Source organism: Bacillus sp. FSL K6-1218, from assembly GCF_038006445.1.
Lineage (GTDB): Bacteria > Bacillota > Bacilli > Bacillales > Bacillaceae_G > Bacillus_A > Bacillus_A thuringiensis_S.
The window spans coordinates 3,689,258-3,706,104 of sequence record NZ_JBBOVE010000001.1 but is presented as its reverse complement, the minus strand read 5'-3'; the positions used below and the strand labels follow the sequence as shown (position 1 = coordinate 3,706,104).

Here is a 16,847-nt window from a genome sequence, read left to right as displayed (position 1 = left end):
TTTTTAAAACTTTTAAAAATTCTGTATTTTTGGTAAACTGAAAACATCGCTCATTTTAAGGGAGGAGGAAAAAAATGAAAGTGTTTATGAATTTAGCGTGGTTTTTTAAACAAGAAAAACGAGCGTACATAACCGGAATTATTTTATTATTTGGCGTTGCACTTTTAGAACTTGTAGCACCAAAAGTAATTGGAATCGTTGTAGATGAAATTAATGATGGAACATTGACGACCAATAAGTTACTAAATTGGGTTGTACTATTAGTAATTGTAGGTATTACGATGTACATATTACGTTACATATGGCGTATTATGATTTTCGGGTCTTCGTTAAAATTAGCTCGCCAATTACGAAAAAATTTATATGAACATTTTACAAAGATGAGTCCATCTTTCTATCAGTCAAATCGAACAGGTGATTTAATGGCACATGCGACCAATGATATTCAAGCGATCCAGCAAACTGCTGGAGCGGGTGTTTTAACGCTTGTTGATTCATTAGCTGTTGGGGGATGTGTACTCGTAGCGATGGGTTTTACAATTAATTGGAAGTTAACATTGTTAAGTTTAATTCCGATGCCGATTGTAGCCATTTCGACAAATTATTATGGAACGTTATTACATAAAAGGTTTCATAAAGCACAGCAATCGTTTTCGGAAATTAATGATAAAGTGCAAGAGAGTATGAGTGGAATGAAAGTGATTCGATCGCTTGGACAAGAGAAAGAAGATTTGCAGGCGTTTCGAAAAAAATCAGAAGATGTTGTGCATAAAAATGTGTTAGTTGCACGTATTGATTCGTTATTTGATCCGACAATCGCTTTTATCGTTGGATTTTCTTTTTTAATTGCAGTATGTTACGGATCGGTATTAGTTGTAAGAGGTGAATTAACAGTAGGTGATCTCGTTACATTTACGACATATTTAGGTACCCTCGTTTGGCCAATGTTAGCGTTTGGATGGTTGTTCAATATTATGGAGCGTGGGCGTGCTTCATATGACCGTGTAGAAAAAATTCTTTCACAAAAATCAGATGTAGTAAATAGAGAAGATGCTGTACATACGATAGCGAGCGGTAATGTTTCGTTTGCCGTTGATTCATTTTCGTATAAGAAAAATGAACTGTTACATTTAAACGATATTCACTTTGATTTGAAGAAGGGCGAAACGCTAGGAGTTGTAGGACGTACAGGTGCAGGGAAAACGACTTTATTAAAATGTTTAATCCGTGAGTATGATCATTTTAATGGTGAATTAAAAGTTGGGGGGCGAGATATTCGAGATTTAACACTTCATGGTGTCCGTTCTGCTATTTCATATGTGCCACAAGATCATTTTTTATTTTCAGCAAGTATTGGTGAGAATATTGCTTTTGGAAAGGCGGATGCTACATATAATGAAATTACCCAAGCTGCAGATATTGCTTGTATTCATAATGATATCCTCCAATTTTCAGAAGGATATGAAACAGTAGTAGGGGAAAGAGGCGTTTCGTTATCTGGTGGTCAAAAACAGCGAATCTCTATTGCTCGTGCTTTATTAACAAATGCTGAAATTTTAATTTTGGATGATTGTTTATCAGCGGTAGATGCAAAAACAGAAGAGACAATTTTAAGTGCCTTAAAGAGGGAAAGAGCAGGGAAAACGACGATTATTACTGCACACCGATTAAGTGCAATTCAGCATGCCAATCTTATTCTTGTTGTTGATGAAGGTAGAATTGTACAAAGAGGTACACATGAGGAATTAATGAAGGAAAACGGCTGGTATAAGGAAATGTATGAAAGCCAGCAATTAGAAGCTTTAGTCGAGAAAGGAGGCGTATGATGGTAGAGAAGAAGCGAAGTGATTTAAGTAGATTGCTTTCTTATATGAAGCCATATAAAGGGTTGCTATCTTTAGCATTTATCTTTTTAGTTGGTGCGACAGTAACGGAAATGATGGGGCCTTTTTTAATTAAACAATTCCTCGATGAACACCTAGTACCGCGGGATTTTGAACGATCAGCGCTCGTTACTTTATTTGTAATTTACATAGTTGCTCATTTATTAAAAGTATTATTTACGTATTTAAATCTATTGTACTTTCAGAACATTGCTTTTAAGATTGTTCAAGATATGCGAGTTGAAGTATATGAACATGTTCAAAAACTGTCATTAAGTTTCTTTGACCGTACGCCAATTGGTACGCTCGTATCGCGCATAACGAATGATACGGAAGCGATTAAAGATTTTTATGTGAGTGTATTATCAACATTTGTGAAAAATGTAGTCTTTTTAGTAGGTATTTTAATAGCGATGTTTTTATTAGATGTAAAATTAGCGTTATTTTCTCTCGTATTAATTCCGATAATGTTTGCGATTATGGTATTATATCGCCGGAAAAGTGCAGCTTTTTATTTAGAAGTACGTAATCAACTAAGCGTGTTAAATGCAAAGTTGAACGAGTCCATACAAGGAATGAATATTGTTCAAGTGTTCAGACAAGAAAAACGTATGAGAAAAGAGTTTGAAGAAGTGAATAATAAACATTATAGTGCAGGACGACGTACGTTGAAGTTAGACGCATTACTTTTACGACCAGCTACAGATTTAGTACATATTGTAGCTATTGCGTTAGTACTAGGTTTATTTGGGATTGATGCTTTAAAGAGCCCTGTTGAAGTAGGAGTTTTATATGCTTTTGTTAACTATATACATCGTTTCTTCCAACCTGTAAATGAGATGATGATGAAATTGTCCTTTTTCCAACAGGCACTTGTTTCATCATCACGTGTATTTCATTTAATGGATGAAAAAGATTTAGCACCAGTTCAAAAAGGAAATGAGAATCCTCAAGTAGTGGATGGAGAGATTGAATTTAAAAATGTTACTTTTTCGTATGATGGAAAGCGTGACGTTTTAAAAAATGTATCATTTCACGTGAAACAAGGGCAAACGGTTGCTTTTGTTGGGCATACTGGTAGCGGAAAAAGTACGATTATGAATTTGTTAATGCGATTTTATAATATTAAGTCTGGAAATATTGTAATAGACGGTGTAGGTTTAGAAAAATTTGAAGAACGAGAAATTAGAAAGAAAATAGGACTCGTATTGCAAGATGCATTTTTATTTGCTGGAAATGTAAAGCAAAATATTCGTATGTATAATGAAGAAATTACGGATGAAGAAGTAAAAGAAGCTGCTCGATTTGTTCAAGCGAATACGTTTATTGAAAAGTTACCAGATCAGTATGAAACAGAAGTAGTAGAAAGAGGAGCAGCATTTTCAAGCGGTCAACGGCAATTAATTGCTTTTGCTAGAACGATTGCAACGAATCCGAAAGTATTAGTATTAGATGAAGCAACAGCTAATATCGATACAGAAACAGAAGAGGCTATTCAAACAGCGTTGCAACAAATGCGAAAAGGTAGAACGACGATAGCTATTGCGCATAGGTTATCTACAATTCAAGATGCAGATCAAATTTTTGTGATGCATGATGGAGAGATAGTAGAAAGAGGAACACATCAAGAATTACTGAGTGAGCAAGGTTTGTATTATAATATGTACTTGTTACAAAATAAAGGGAGTTTGCAAAAGGCCTTGTAAATACAAGGTCTTTTTTATTTTGTATACAAAATATATTTACTCTTTGTTTCTGTAGCATAAATGTCGTGTCCTCTTATGAAACTTGTACATATTGTATGTATACGAAGTAAAAAAATTGATAGGAGATTTTATATGCAAAACAGATCAAGTTCAAATGTTACGTTTATTGATGTGTCTCATTGGGAAGGGAATATTGATTGGAATGCAGTGAAGGCATCTGGAATTCCAGCAGCGTATGCAAAAGCGACAGAAGGTGTAAATTACATTGATCCTACTTTTACTAAAAATGTACAAGCAGCCCGAAATGCGAATGTATTAATTGGTGCATACCATTTTGCACGCCCAGAACAAAATGATGCAATTTCAGAGGCGAAATATTTTGTGAGTATATTACAAAATAACCAGACAGACTTAATGCCAGTTCTGGATTTAGAATCACCAAAAGATCCGAGTGATAGTAATTTAACTGGTAGCGCTATATCCAATTGGGCAAGGAGCTTCATAAATTATGTGAAACAGGCTACTGGAAAAGATGTAATGTTATATACAGGAGTTTGGTATATTAACGAGTTCGGAATTAGCGGATTAAGCGATATTCCGCTTTGGATTGCTAGATACTCGAGTACACCTCCTGCTGATGCTGGTGGATGGACAGCGTGGACAGCATGGCAGTACACAGATTCTGGACAAATTTCAGGTGTAGGAAATTGTGATGTATCAGCTGCAGTTTCATTAGAAGCTTTACAAGGGAATGGATCAAGTGGTGGAGGTAATGTTTCTTCGCCTAATAATGCAACTCCAGTGTACGGAGTTGCTATAATTAATGGAGATAATGTGAATTTGAGAAGTGGACCATCTTTGCAGTCTAGTGTAATTCGCCAATTGAATCGTGGCGAAACATATGAAGTTTGGGGAGAACAAGATGGATGGCTTTGTTTAGGGACAAATCAGTGGGTATATAATGATCCGAGTTATATTCAGTATAAACATTATGTGGCGACTATTACTGGTGATAATGTAAATTTGCGTGATGCTCCATCATTAAAAGGAAATGTTATAAGACAGTTACATCATGGTGAATCGTATCGAGTATGGAGTAAGCAAGATGGATGGCTTTGCTTAGGGACAAATCAATGGGTATACTACGATCCAAGTTATATTCAGTATGGTGTACAATAGAGTGAAAATAAAAGGTGCCCCGTCAGAGGTGCCTTTTATTAAAAATATACAACTTTTACAAAGTCTATATCGAAACCATAGTATACTATAGTAGATATATTTATAAAAAATAATCGAAAATGAAATAAAGGGGTAAAAATATGAATTATGTGCTAATAGGTGCGGTTTTAATATTATTAGCTGTAGTATTTGTGCTGTTTTATAAAAATAAACAGTTAGAATCAGAGAGTCAGCAAGTAGAATTTGAAAAGAAACAAGCTATTGAAACGTATAAAAATGAAATTGCAGCTACGGTGATAGAGCATACAGAACAACAAAATAATTTAAAAAATATGGAACAGAAAAAATACAATGATTTACAAGTAAGTGCAAATAGAGAAATTGAAAATATGCGTATGATGAAAAATCAATTAGCTATGCAGCATAGTAAAGAACGTAGTGAAATGCAAAATAAACATAATAATGAAATACATATGTTTCAAAAATTAATTGCAAATTTACGAGAATATACTAAAAACGGCGCTGAAATGAATACGTACGAGACATTACATTATATGAAACGGGGATTTATAGAGCAAGGCATCATATTAGATGCTGAATTTCAAATCATGCCGAATGTTTTTATTAAAAATAATAGTGAAATAAATGATAATCGAATCCATCATCTCATCTTGTGCAAAACTGGTATTTATCTACTTGAGACGAAAGAATGGGGAGAGAAATTAATTCATGGTTTAACGAAAGAAAATGCTGGTATATATTCATTTATGATTGATGAAATGGGTAAGTATCAACAAGAAGTTGAAAAAGAAGAGACATTTGAATATATAGTAGGTAAAGATTCGTCAACTATACAAGTGAAAAATGAAGGGAATCCAGTATATAAGGCGAAGAAACTATCTCAAATTTTATACAGTTGTTTGAAAGAAATGCAGGCTAATAGTATAAAAGAAAAGGTAAAACCAGTTGTATATTTTTATAATAAAAATGGAAAAGCAATAGTAGACCTTTCTAGTGAGGAAACACCTAGATTAAAAGATCGGGAGCAAATTGTAACGTTCTTCAGAAATGAAATCTTAGCAGGGAAAGTAGTATATACAGTGCAAGAATTAGAACAGATTCGAGAAATGATTAGCCGGATGAATTATATAGTGAGTTAAAAGGAGAGATCTTTCTGAACGCTATGCTACGTGGCATTTTGTATGTCTATTTTTGTTTGTATATAGTAATGTACATTGTATTTATATTCGTCATTGATATGGTCCATATACGCTTAAGTGTAAGGAGCATTTTTGTAGTATTTATACCATTTGTTTTATTAGTCATGATTCAAAGGGCTATTTTATATGTTTCTAAAAATCGTAATGAAGAAAAGAAGCAAATGTTGGGGGGTTTTAATAGTAGCACTCATACCATTAATAGTGTGCACTGTACAACTAAGTGTAAATGAATATACATCAAAGTTTAATCAAAATAGATGGTTAAATCATGCAGATAAGCGGGTACATATGGTAGATGATCTATTACAAAAATATAAATTAATAGGGAAATCAAATGAAAAAATTACACAATTGTTAGGAGCTCCAACGGAAACGAGAAGTGGGGAAGAAGGGGTTATCACTTTGTATTATCTTGGGACTGAACGTGGCTTTATTCCAATAGATAGCGAACAGCTTGTTTTACAATTTGATAGAGATGGTAAAGTCATGGAATATACGGTGCATAAAGATTAAAGAAACGTAGAGGGAAGCTATATGTTATAGCTTCTTTTTTATTTTTCAATATGTCACGGAAGGTGGAGAAGGTTTTTGAATGGAATAAGGAATGAAAGCGGAGGTGATGCATATATATAGATGCATTGGGTGATTATTCGCCCGATTGGTGAGGGTTAATAATCAATAAGTACGGACAAAAACCCCACTGATTAAAGTTTCACTTTATCATATTGTATAAATGAAAAGGAGGTAAGACGGTGAAAGCAATCCCGACTGATGTCCTGAGTAAAGAATTGATGGAAAGAGAAGGAGTTATCTCTATTACAGTAAAGGAATTTGAAAAGATAGAAGTAGCTGGAGTGGTGGTCGCTGGTCCAGCAGTTATTTTGATCAATCAAGATTAAGTACATATCATTGAAATAAAAAGCATCCGTCTAGGATGCTTTTTATTTGTATGTAAGGATAAATATGATGGATAATTGTGTTACTGGAGGGAAAGTCTGTGGCAATTATTATAACAATGTTAGTAATGGGTATTTTATTAGGATTTGTTGGAGCTGGAGGAGCTGGGTTTATTATTGCGATACTCACTTTAGTATTCCAAATTCCTATTCATGTTGCTCTTGCAACATCTTTAACTGCAATGGCATTTACGACATTATCAGGTGTTGTAAGTCATTACCGTGAAGGCAATGTTGCACTTATTATAGGCGGGATTGTTGGGGGATTTGGCGCAATTGGCTCTTATATTGGTTCTAAATTTGGTTCACTTATACCAGCACATCTTCTTCATTGGTTTACAGCTGGGATGTTATTTTTATCGGCAATTTTTATGTTTATTAAATTAATTATGTTCCAAAACAAAGAACAGTCGTCTTTATATAAACATAAAGAGTTTTCCGTGAACTACTTGTTGAAATGTGTATGCCTTGGATTAGTTACTGGAATGATGGCTGGTTCATTTGGGATTGGTTCTGCACCGTTTATTCAACTTGGATTAATGGTTCTATTGGGACTTACGATTCAGCAATCTGTAGGGACAACAATGCTTGTTATATTACCGATTGCAATTGGAGGCGGGCTAGGATATAGTTCGGAAGGATATTTAGATTATATATTGTTATTGCAAGTATTGATTGGGACCATGTTAGGGGCATACATTGGCGCGAAGTTTACAAATTATGCACCGCGAACGCTTTTGAGGTTTTCGATGATTATGACACCGGTTTTAGCTGGATGTATGCTATTGATGGAATAAAGTGAAATTATAATCAGTAGGGGGTTACTACCTATAAATAGCGGGATAAAATTAATATAGCAAACTATTAATATATTTTACGAATGAATTATATAGGTAATTCATATTTCCCATATAAAAGGATTTGTTTTAATATTATGAGTGTAAAGTTCGAGTATTCGAAGTACTACTTGAATTATATCCCTATCCCTTTTCTAAAAATGCGAACAAGTTTTGCCCTATTCTATTCAATAGTTAATTGCATAGAAATATATTGTTCGATGACCATTATGGAACGTACATAATGGGAAAATCCCGATCCTTAAAGAGGATGCCCCTAATCTTCATGTGAAAATATGATCGGATATGAAAGCTGACCAATTTATGGTCAGCTTTCTTTTTGTTCGAAAATTATTTCTTCTTTAATCTCTGTTTGCAATAATACAGTTTTTCCGAAGCGACGTTTGCATTCCGCGCGCACTTTTTCAAGGGCTAGTAGCTGAGTAGTGGCGGGAACTGTGACAATAGCTTGGCGAGGTTTTCGATTTTCTTCACAAAAGACACATTCCACAACATAATTAGAAATCATATTTTCATCCTTCCAGTTTTAATTTCTAAGAAGGGATTGTCTATGAAGTTGATGTAACTTTTCGTCATTGTTTTATTATTTTCCTCTTTTTTTCAAGGGGAAAATAATAAAGAAGGCGAATTTTAGTAGGGGAGGGATGTTTATGGAGAGATGGATAGGTAGTGCAGCGGTATGTGTAAATGAAAAAAATGAAGTTTTAATGGTATTGCAGGGCAAAGAGGGAGAAGAAAAAAGGTGGTCTGTCCCAAGTGGAGGACTTGAAAAGGGAGAGACACTAGAAGAATGTTGTATCAGGGAAGTTTGGGAAGAAACAGGTTACAATGTGGAAGTTGTAAATAAAATATATGAAAAAGAGGGTATTACATACGGAATTCCAGTGTATGTCCATTATTATTTTGTTAAACAAATAGGCGGTAATATGAAAATCCAAGATCCTGATGAGTTAATACATGAAATTGCTTGGAAAGGGATATATGAAGTTGAACAATTGTGTTTAGCTTTTCCAGAGGATTATGAATTGCTGTGCCAATATATAAATAAAGAAGCAAGTATGTAAATACTTGCTTCTTTAATGTATCCAAGACAAGAAAAGCGGAACGATAACTAAACTAGCGCCTGCTGTTAAAAGCATGGATAAACTTGCAATTGTTCCTTCCACAGGACCGATTTCGAATGCTTTTGATGTACCGGTTCCGTTTGCGCTCGTTCCTAACATAATACCTTTTGCAATTGCTGTTTTAATACGGCAAATACGTATGAGAGAAGGACCGAGCAATGCTCCTGTTAAGGCAGTTAAAACGACAAATACAGCAGTTAATTGTGACATACCACCAATCATTTCTGAAATAGCCATTGCGATTGGTGTTGTTACGATATGTGGCGCTAAACTATGTTCTAGTGATGAATCAATTTGAAAATAATTTGCTAGTAGTGCTGAAGTAATGACTGATAAAAACGAACCGACAATGACATTAAGTAAGATAGCCATTCCATGTTTCTTTAATAAATCAAAGTATTTATAGATTGGCCATGCAAAAGCAACTGTTGCGGGTTTTAATAATTCAGTTAACCAGTGACCACCAGATTCATATGTTTCATAAGGTGTATCTAATCCGAGCAATAAAGCAATTAAAATAATGGGACAGACGAGAAGAGGAGAAAGTAGACTCCAATTCCAGCGTTGATACATTTTTTTTGATAGCCAATATGTGAATAGTGTTAATAGTAAACAAAGAAATCCGATCATTGCGTTGATCCTTTCCGCTTTAGTAGCAATTCTGTTAAAAGTCCTGTAACTAAGGTAACGCAAAGAGTGCTAATCATAATAATTAAAATGAGATCGATTCCATATTGTGTTAGTGTATCTCTGTAACGTATGACAGCGACTGCAGAAGGGATGAAAAATAAAATAAGTTCTTTTAATAAAAAATCTGCTCCGTCCTGTATCCATTCTTTTTTAACTAGGTTAAATTTTAATGAAATTAATAATAAAAAAATACCGATTATACTTCCTGGAACTGGGAGGTGTGCCTGTTTTACAATCCATTCACCTGTCCAAGCGAAACAAAATAGTAATAAAATTTGTCCGCTTAACTTCCACCATTTCATACAGTAACCACCTCTTTCTTTTTTTACATAAAAATTGTAAAAAAGAATTAACAATTTCTACTATACGTTCATTCAAAATATTTGTCTAATATATAAATTATATGTTATTAATATATTAGACATATTAATCGAAAGTGAAAAGGGTGTCCAAAAATGGAATTACGGCATTTGCAATATTTTGTTGTTGTGGCAGAAGAGTTACACTTTGGACGGGCGGCTGCTCGTTTACAAATGACACAACCACCACTTAGTCAACAAATACAGCAATTAGAAAAAGAAATGGGAGTTACATTATTTTCAAGAACGAAAAGAAAGGTTGAACTAACAGAAGCAGGAGAAATGTTTTTAAAAGAAGTAAAAAAGGCGTTTGAACAAATTGAAAAAGCAGTAGAAGTTGCACAAAGTGCGCAAAGGGGAGAAGTAGGATCACTTTCAATTGGTTTTGTAGGTGCGGCGATATATGATATTTTACCATCAATTGTTAGGGAATATAGAAAGAAATTTCCGAGAGTGTCTGTTGCATTACATGAATTGTCAACACCAGATCAAGTTCATGCACTTCATGATAACCGTATCGATATTGGCTTTTTACGTCCACCAATTCCAACGCAATTATTAGAATTAGAGCCAATTCAAAGGTTATCATGCACCTTATGTTTACCAAAGGCACATCCACTTGCAGAGAAAGATAAAATACATATAGAAGATTTACGAGATGAGCCGTTTGTATTTATTACGAGACCAGTATGGCCAGCTTTGTATGATACAATTTTATCTCTTTGCAGAGAAGTTGGATTTAGTCCGCGTATTGTACAAGAAGCAACAGAGTATCAAACAGTTATGGGGCTTGTAGCAGCAGGAATTGGAATTACAGTAATACCGGTGTCGGCAAATAAGTTATATAAAACAGAAGTTGTATATAAAGAGTTATATGATTCTAATTTTGTTGCAGAAATGTCAGTGGCTTACAAAAAAATGAATAGTAATCCAGAGCTGCTAGAGTTTTTAAAAATTGCAAGAGAGAAGAAAAGAATAGAAGTAGAAGACGAGTAATAGTAGTAACAGAAAATGGATTTAATTCAGATCCATAAAAGTACACCTTATTAAACAATAAAGCGGAAATGCAACTTAAGTTGCATCTCCGCTTTATTGTTCTTTTTTTAGCTCGATACTAAATAGATAAACGTGTTCATTTTCTTTTAAGAGTAGATCAATACCTGTTTCTTCATCAATGGTAGGAATGCTTACAGTTTCTTTACTGGTTTGGATTACAGCAGCTAAAACTGTTTTTAGATTGTATTTTAAATTTTTTATGAATTGGATTGTAGTAGTTGCAGAGCTATTTACGCTTGGTGGCGCTTCTTCAGGAACAAGTGTTGAACCACCATTAATATTAATATACCATTGCCCTTTTTCTTGTACATCTTCATTAGAGTGGGGGTATGGCGATATGAAAGAGAGTTTTATTTTCTTGTCTAGAAAATGTGAGGTAGCAATGTAAGCAATTTCTTTTGTTTTTTTACCATTGTTATAATAATCAATTGTAGCATTTATTTCATCTTTATCATTTTTAAGCGTAATGTTATAAAACATGCTATTTCCTTCTTGAAAAGGAGTCATTTGTAAAATAGAAGCTTGCTCTTTTGTTAATTTGTATGGCTCAACAATGGCAACTTCATTGTTTTTTAGTTGGCTACAACTTGTGAGTAATAATAAAGACAAGATTGATAGTAATTTTATACGCATGCAATCTCCTCCTTTTTACAATTATATTCTAAATGTGATTTTTTTATCATTTCGTTTTCTAGGACTAAAGACTTAGAAGAAATTCCGATTGTAGTGCGATGTTTAAAATGTCATATTTTTATACACTAGTAGTATAGAATGCGTATGTAATAAGGTAGGGGAAGAATTTTATGTCTTTATGTCGGTTAGCGAGAAAAAATATTAGAACATTTGCTACCAAAAGGATGAAGCAATTTATTTGGATTGCTATGAGTACTATGATTTTGTTTTTTATGATATCGTTACAATTTAATGAAGGAGCCATTTGGAAAGTAGGGGATACATTTGTATTTCAAATGTATTTTTACACACTGTTTATTGTACTAATTTTCATATGTATTTTTACTACATATAAAATGATGTCCTCCCTTTTGCTAGTGAGGAGAGAGGAGTTTACATCTTATGTAGCAGAAAATATGAAAAGAAAAGAAGTACTATGTTTATTATGTCAGGAGCAATTATTCATTTATGGAGCAGCATTTGTTTTCGGATTAATTAATGGGATGCTATTTTTGAAATTATTCACGGTTATCTTTATGAAAATCGCAGGGATACAAGGAGTAAATAGTGCGCCAATTACAATATATGCAGTTGTAATTATTAGTATAATTATGATGACTGTCGTTTTAATAACGATGATGCAATGTTATCGATTTGTTCGAAGTTTAAAAGATGAAAATTCGTTGCGATTAAAAGAAAGGGCATGAGAAATCATGCTTTTTTCTATTTTACACATAAAAATAATCATGTTACAGTGAAAAGACCTGACAAAGAATGGGAAGGAAAGGTTGTATAGAATGACAAATGAACAATCAATTGTAAAAGTCGATCGGTTAACGAAGCGAATTGGCTCAAAGACACTTGTACAAAATATTAGTTTTGAAGTGAAAAAAGGCGAGGTTGTCGGTTTACTCGGACCAAACGGTGCTGGAAAAACGACTTTAATGAGAATGATGGTTGGTATGATCCGTATGACAGAAGGTGAAGTATGGATTGATGGTCAATCTGTGAAACAGCAATTTGAAAAAACCGCTGCGAAAATTGGGGCGGTAATTGAGACACCCGAATTTTATCCTTTTTTGAGCGGGTATGAAAATTTAACATATTTCGGACGAATGAATGGTAATGTGACCGAAGAACGTATCGATGAAGTAGTGAAATTGTTAGGAATGGGACAAGTAATTAATCGTAAAGTAAAAGCATATTCACTTGGCATGAGACAACGTTTAGGAATCGCTCAGGCGCTTATTCACGATCCGGATGTGTTGGTACTAGATGAACCGACGAATGGATTAGACCCTAGTGGAATACATGAAATGAGAATGTACATAAAAAAAATTGCACATGAACAAGGAAAAGCTGTACTTGTATCGAGTCACTTACTTTCAGAAGTTGAATTAATGTGTGACAGAGTTATCATTATTCAGCACGGGGAATATGTGGCTACGCAAAACATTCAGCATAGTCAAAGTGAAGAGATGGAGACAATCCGTATACGTGTAGATGATGCGAATAAAGCAGCGGAAATGTTAGGGCATGATGTTTTAGTAAAAGATAATGAATTAATTATTCACGTAAAAGATGAAGAAATCCCAAATGTTATTCGTACATTGCTTGAGAAAAACATTCAAGTGTATCGTGTATATGAAGAAAGAAAAACGTTAGAAGAGCAATTTTTAGAATTAACAGGGGGAAAAGATATTGTTTAATTTAGTATATAACGAACTGTATAAAATATTTAAGCGGAAGCGAACGATTATTCCATTTGCAGTTATTGCAGTATTAATAATCGGATTAGGATGGGTTACGGTAAAGTATTTTGAACCGGAAACAAAAGGATGGAAAGTAGATTATACAGAACGTACTGTAGAAATTGAGAAAAAGCTTGGCATGAAAAAAGAAGCTATTTTAGCAGAAAAATCAGGGGATGAGCTTGTAAAAGAATACCAGCTTAAAATGAAGCATTTAGATACGGATACAGCACCGGCAAGCAGTTCTCCATTTTCTTTCATGAGAGATACAGGTTTTATCGTATTTCCAATTTTGCTCCCATTTATCCTCGTGTATGCAAGTACAATTTTTGCGAATGAATATAGCTGGGGAACATATAAATTTTTAACAATCCGTCCGGCGAGTCGATTTAAAATTTTAACAGCAAAGTTTTTAGCAATCGTTATATTTGCAGCTTTATTATTTATATTTAATATGATTTTCTCCGCTTTATGTGGACTTGTTATTTATAAATTCCAACAGCCTGCATGGAGTGAGTTTATTTTCCAAGATGGAAATATTATAAAACAAAATATTTTTGTAGAAGCAAGTAAATATTATGTTTTATCGTGGTTACCAACGGTTGTGTACGCATCGTTTGCATTTATGATTTCTGTGTTAACGAGATCTAGTGGAGGTGCAATTGGTATTTCGCTATTCCTTGCTTTATCAGGCAATATTGCTTTATTAGCAGCCACTAGATATAACTGGGCGAAATATTTATTGCCAGCAAACACAGATTTATATAGTATTTCAAAGAATGGAAGTTTTATTGATGGAGTAACATTCCCATTTGCATCATGTATGTTACTACTTTATTTGTTCGTATTTTTATGTATTTCATATACTGTGTTTTTAAAACGCGATTTAACTTAATTAGAAAAGCCGTTCAGGGTGCTGAGATGCACTTTGAAGTGCACCCCAATTGTTAGACACAGCCTAACAATTGGAGGTGCATTTTTTATGGCTAAATTTTCTTCAAAAGAAAAAATCCAAGCGGTGAAACGATATTTAGATGGTACAGAAAGTGGAAAAACAATTGCTAAATCTATAGGAGTTAACCCTAGCGTACTTCGTGAGTGGATTAGACGATATGAGTCTTCAGGTGAAAAGGCCTTTGAAAAGTGCTATACATTCTACCCAGCCCAGTATAAACTAGATGTACTTTATTATATGAATGAACACGGGACATCTATCAGAGAAACAGCGGCACTTTTCAATATACCGTCTTATGAAACACTTCGGAAATGGAAAATAGCTTATGAAACAGGAGGATTGGATGCCCTACAATCAAAGAAAAAGGGGCGTCCAACCATGAAAGATAAAAAAATAAAACCAGTAGATGAAGGATCAATCGAAGCCTTACAAGCGGAAAATGAGCGTTTACGTATGGAAAATGCATATTTAAAAAAGTTGAATGCCTTAGTTCAAAACAAAGAAAAATCACCAAACAAGACAAAGCGCAAGTAATCTACGAGTTAAGGCATGAATTTCCTATCAAGGAGTTACTTCAACTCGCAAACATTCCACGTAGTACGTACTATTACTGGATGAAACGTTTTAATCGTCCTGATCCAAATGCGGAGGTAAAAGAACGGATTCAAGCTATTTATAATGAACACGATGGGTGTTATGGTTATCGTCGTATTCGTGATGAACTTATGAATCGTGGACACAAAGTAAATCATAAAAAAGTGTATCGCCTTATGAAATTATCACGTATACAATTGGTTCAAGACCGACCTATTCCCTTGTTTCAGCGATGTTGGAACAAGCTCTTTATTGTGTAACCGATCCGGATAAACTCCTCATTCACTCTGATCAAGGTTGGCACTATCAAATGAAACAATACCGTCATTCTCTTAAGAATTGTGGCATAACTCAAAGTATGTCTCGCAAAGGAAACTGTTATGACAATGCCGTTATTGAAAATTTCTTCGGTATCATGAAATCGGAATTTCTGTATCGAAAAGAATTTGAAAGTATAACACATTTCAAACAAGAATTAGCAAAGTATATAGAATACTATAATCATAAAAGAATTAAGGCAAAATTAAAGGGTATGAGCCCAGTACAATACCGGGCTCATACCCTAGAGGCTGCCTAATGAAACGACCTGTCTAACTTTCGGGGGTCACTTCACTTTGAACGGCTTTTTTTATGAGAATTGTTTAAGTGCTCTTTCGGCTAGTAAAGCAAAGTATTCTGCACTTATAGGCAGTGCCTCTTCATTAATTGTAAAAGCAGGATGATGCCATTCATGTGTACCGCTCGTTCCCATAAAGACGAATGAACCTGATATTTCCTGTTGGTAAAATGAAAAATCTTCTCCAGCCATTGACGGACTAGGCGAGATGATATTAAGATTCATCTTTGTGGCAACTTGAGTAGATAAGTCTGTAAGAGCTTTATCGTTGTGAACAGCAGGAGGACCTGAAAAAAAACGGAATTCCGTTTTTACACCTAATGCATCAGATACACCTTTAATAATACGCTCCATGAGTGCTGGAATCTTTTCACGTGTTTCAGCTTGGAACGTGCGAATCGTTCCTTCTAACGTAGCTTTTTCAGGAATCACGTTCCACGTATTTCCTGCATGAATATTTGTAACACTAACAACCGCATTATGAGATGAACTTATATTTCGGCTTACAATTGTTTGCAGTGCCATCACAATTTGAGAGGATGCGACAATAGGATCTACGCCAGCATCTGGTACAGCCGCGTGTGTACCAACCCCGTGAATTTCAATTTCAAATCGATCAACTCCGGCCATCAGTGGACCATCTTTAATGCCAATTGTACCTACTGGTAAATCAGGTTTATTATGCATGCCGAAAATCGCTTGCACATTACGTAAATGTCCAGCATCAATAACTTTGCAAGCGCCATTACTACTTTCTTCAGCTGGTTGGAATATGAAGCGAACCGTTCCATTTAGGGAAGATTCTCTTTCTTTTAATAAGAAAGCAGTACCTAAAATAGCAGCTGTATGAAAATCGTGTCCACAAGCATGCATTTTCCCTCGTACTTTAGATGCATAGGACAAATGTGTTTCTTCTTGAATAGGAAGGGCATCAATATCAGCACGAACTGCTACAATTGGTCCGTTTTTATTACCAGACACTTCAGCGATAATTCCTGTTTCTAAATTGGAATCAATGATAGTAATGTTTTTTTCTTCTAACCAATTTTTTATGGCTTTTGTTGTTTCGAACTCTTCATATGATAGTTCTGGATACTCATGTAAATGTCGACGGATGGAAATAAGTTTTTCTTTTAGTTGATTTGAAATAGATACCATGTAGTATGCCTTCTTTCTTCAGCAAAATCTTTACCATAAGTATACAACAATAAAAGAGAGGATTTTCAAAT

16 protein-coding genes and 2 pseudogenes are annotated in these 16,847 nt (G+C 34.4%); 13 read left to right on the top strand and 5 right to left on the bottom strand.

Features of this window, described 5'->3' with window-relative positions; translation table 11 throughout:
• The first annotated feature begins 74 nt into the window (after positions 1–74).
• The 7 genes and pseudogenes from MHI26_RS18735 (at position 75) to MHI26_RS18705 (ending at position 7,741) form a co-directional block, all read left to right on the top strand.
• Positions 75–1,826: an ABC transporter ATP-binding protein gene (locus tag MHI26_RS18735; RefSeq protein ID WP_000862465.1), complete on the top strand. Its 1,752-nt coding sequence runs from the start codon at positions 75–77 to the stop codon at positions 1,824–1,826.
• On the top strand, positions 1,826–3,589 hold the full coding sequence (locus MHI26_RS18730) for an ABC transporter ATP-binding protein (RefSeq protein WP_000229519.1): 1,764 nt from the start codon (positions 1,826–1,828) through the stop codon (positions 3,587–3,589). The genes MHI26_RS18735 and MHI26_RS18730 overlap by 1 nt, the downstream gene beginning before the upstream one ends.
• 132 nt (positions 3,590–3,721) lie before the next feature.
• Positions 3,722–4,768 (top strand): GH25 family lysozyme, encoded by a 1,047-nt coding sequence (locus MHI26_RS18725; protein ID WP_001181395.1) that lies wholly within the window; start codon positions 3,722–3,724, stop codon positions 4,766–4,768.
• A gap of 140 nt (positions 4,769–4,908) precedes the next feature.
• Positions 4,909–5,928 carry an NERD domain-containing protein gene (locus tag MHI26_RS18720; RefSeq protein ID WP_001110281.1) on the top strand — a complete coding sequence of 340 codons (1,020 nt, stop codon included), beginning with the start codon at positions 4,909–4,911 and terminating at the stop codon, positions 5,926–5,928.
• A gap of 23 nt (positions 5,929–5,951) precedes the next feature.
• Positions 5,952–6,501 (top strand): annotated as a pseudogene (locus tag MHI26_RS18715) (hypothetical protein).
• Positions 6,502–6,740: 239 nt separating this feature from the next.
• Positions 6,741–6,887: a BC1881 family protein gene (locus tag MHI26_RS18710; RefSeq protein ID WP_000644411.1), complete on the top strand. Its 147-nt coding sequence runs from the start codon at positions 6,741–6,743 to the stop codon at positions 6,885–6,887.
• A 98-nt stretch (positions 6,888–6,985) separates the two neighbouring features.
• A complete protein-coding gene (locus MHI26_RS18705; RefSeq protein ID WP_000974668.1) occupies positions 6,986–7,741 on the top strand; it encodes a sulfite exporter TauE/SafE family protein in 756 nt (251 codons plus the stop codon).
• Between the two features lie 367 nt (positions 7,742–8,108).
• On the opposite strand, the gene MHI26_RS18700 is transcribed toward MHI26_RS18705, so the two are convergent.
• Positions 8,109–8,309 carry a DUF3903 domain-containing protein gene (locus MHI26_RS18700; protein ID WP_000625226.1) on the bottom strand — a complete coding sequence of 67 codons (201 nt, stop codon included), beginning with the start codon at positions 8,307–8,309 and terminating at the stop codon, positions 8,109–8,111.
• Between the two features lie 142 nt (positions 8,310–8,451).
• Here MHI26_RS18700 and MHI26_RS18695 point away from each other — a divergent pair, with 142 nt between their 5' ends.
• Positions 8,452–8,865: an NUDIX hydrolase gene (locus MHI26_RS18695; protein ID WP_000442974.1), complete on the top strand. Its 414-nt coding sequence runs from the start codon at positions 8,452–8,454 to the stop codon at positions 8,863–8,865.
• 12 nt (positions 8,866–8,877) lie between these two features.
• On the opposite strand, the gene MHI26_RS18690 is transcribed toward MHI26_RS18695, so the two are convergent.
• Both MHI26_RS18690 and MHI26_RS18685 read right to left on the bottom strand, forming a co-directional pair.
• On the bottom strand, positions 8,878–9,555 hold the full coding sequence (locus MHI26_RS18690) for an LrgB family protein (protein WP_000578965.1): 678 nt from the start codon (positions 9,553–9,555) through the stop codon (positions 8,878–8,880).
• Positions 9,552–9,917, bottom strand: a complete 366-nt coding sequence (locus MHI26_RS18685) for a CidA/LrgA family holin-like protein (protein WP_000872375.1) — start codon at positions 9,915–9,917, stop codon at positions 9,552–9,554. The genes MHI26_RS18690 and MHI26_RS18685 overlap by 4 nt, the downstream gene beginning before the upstream one ends.
• A gap of 153 nt (positions 9,918–10,070) precedes the next feature.
• On the opposite strand from MHI26_RS18685, the gene alsR reads away from it, so the two are divergent.
• A complete protein-coding gene (alsR, locus tag MHI26_RS18680; RefSeq protein WP_061667542.1) occupies positions 10,071–10,970 on the top strand; it encodes an acetoin biosynthesis transcriptional regulator AlsR in 900 nt (299 codons plus the stop codon).
• Between the two features lie 93 nt (positions 10,971–11,063).
• On the opposite strand, the gene MHI26_RS18675 is transcribed toward alsR, so the two are convergent.
• The gene (locus MHI26_RS18675; RefSeq protein ID WP_061667541.1) at positions 11,064–11,663 is read right to left on the bottom strand and encodes a hypothetical protein; all 600 of its coding nucleotides are present in this window, start codon (positions 11,661–11,663) and stop codon (positions 11,064–11,066) included.
• 170 nt (positions 11,664–11,833) lie between these two features.
• Here MHI26_RS18675 and MHI26_RS18670 point away from each other — a divergent pair, with 170 nt between their 5' ends.
• The 4 genes and pseudogenes from MHI26_RS18670 to MHI26_RS18655 all read left to right on the top strand — a co-directional run bounded on the left by MHI26_RS18670 (position 11,834) and on the right by MHI26_RS18655 (position 15,579).
• On the top strand, positions 11,834–12,409 hold the full coding sequence (locus MHI26_RS18670; RefSeq protein WP_000050613.1) for an FtsX-like permease family protein: 576 nt from the start codon (positions 11,834–11,836) through the stop codon (positions 12,407–12,409).
• 90 nt (positions 12,410–12,499) lie between these two features.
• Entirely contained in the window at positions 12,500–13,411 is a 912-nt protein-coding gene (locus tag MHI26_RS18665; protein WP_000180625.1) for an ABC transporter ATP-binding protein, read from the top strand.
• A complete protein-coding gene (locus MHI26_RS18660) occupies positions 13,404–14,348 on the top strand; it encodes an ABC transporter permease (RefSeq protein WP_000482756.1) in 945 nt (314 codons plus the stop codon). The genes MHI26_RS18665 and MHI26_RS18660 overlap by 8 nt, the downstream gene beginning before the upstream one ends.
• A gap of 87 nt (positions 14,349–14,435) precedes the next feature.
• Positions 14,436–15,579 (top strand): annotated as a pseudogene (locus tag MHI26_RS18655) (IS3 family transposase).
• Positions 15,580–15,630: 51 nt separating this feature from the next.
• Here MHI26_RS18655 and MHI26_RS18650 read toward each other — a convergent pair.
• Positions 15,631–16,776, bottom strand: a complete 1,146-nt coding sequence (locus MHI26_RS18650) for a M20 peptidase aminoacylase family protein (RefSeq protein WP_061667843.1) — start codon at positions 16,774–16,776, stop codon at positions 15,631–15,633.
• Between the last annotated feature and the right edge of the window lie 71 nt (positions 16,777–16,847).

What these genes read in the sequence shown, in the direction of transcription:
- MHI26_RS18665 (WP_000180625.1), top strand. Translation starts at nt 12,500, where the DNA reads ATGACAAATGAACAATCAATTGTAAAAGTCGATCGGTTAACGAAGCGA.
- MHI26_RS18720 (WP_001110281.1), top strand. Translation starts at nt 4,909, where the DNA reads ATGAATTATGTGCTAATAGGTGCGGTTTTAATATTATTAGCTGTAGTA.
- MHI26_RS18685 (WP_000872375.1), bottom strand. Translation starts at nt 9,917, where the DNA reads ATGAAATGGTGGAAGTTAAGCGGACAAATTTTATTACTATTTTGTTTC.
- MHI26_RS18700 (WP_000625226.1), bottom strand. Translation starts at nt 8,309, where the DNA reads ATGATTTCTAATTATGTTGTGGAATGTGTCTTTTGTGAAGAAAATCGA.
- MHI26_RS18735 (WP_000862465.1), top strand. Translation starts at nt 75, where the DNA reads ATGAAAGTGTTTATGAATTTAGCGTGGTTTTTTAAACAAGAAAAACGA.
- alsR (WP_061667542.1), top strand. Translation starts at nt 10,071, where the DNA reads ATGGAATTACGGCATTTGCAATATTTTGTTGTTGTGGCAGAAGAGTTA.
- MHI26_RS18725 (WP_001181395.1), top strand. Translation starts at nt 3,722, where the DNA reads ATGCAAAACAGATCAAGTTCAAATGTTACGTTTATTGATGTGTCTCAT.
- MHI26_RS18675 (WP_061667541.1), bottom strand. Translation starts at nt 11,663, where the DNA reads ATGCGTATAAAATTACTATCAATCTTGTCTTTATTATTACTCACAAGT.
- MHI26_RS18650 (WP_061667843.1), bottom strand. Translation starts at nt 16,776, where the DNA reads ATGGTATCTATTTCAAATCAACTAAAAGAAAAACTTATTTCCATCCGT.
- MHI26_RS18730 (WP_000229519.1), top strand. Translation starts at nt 1,826, where the DNA reads ATGGTAGAGAAGAAGCGAAGTGATTTAAGTAGATTGCTTTCTTATATG.
- MHI26_RS18670 (WP_000050613.1), top strand. Translation starts at nt 11,834, where the DNA reads ATGTCTTTATGTCGGTTAGCGAGAAAAAATATTAGAACATTTGCTACC.
- MHI26_RS18695 (WP_000442974.1), top strand. Translation starts at nt 8,452, where the DNA reads ATGGAGAGATGGATAGGTAGTGCAGCGGTATGTGTAAATGAAAAAAAT.
- MHI26_RS18690 (WP_000578965.1), bottom strand. Translation starts at nt 9,555, where the DNA reads ATGATCGGATTTCTTTGTTTACTATTAACACTATTCACATATTGGCTA.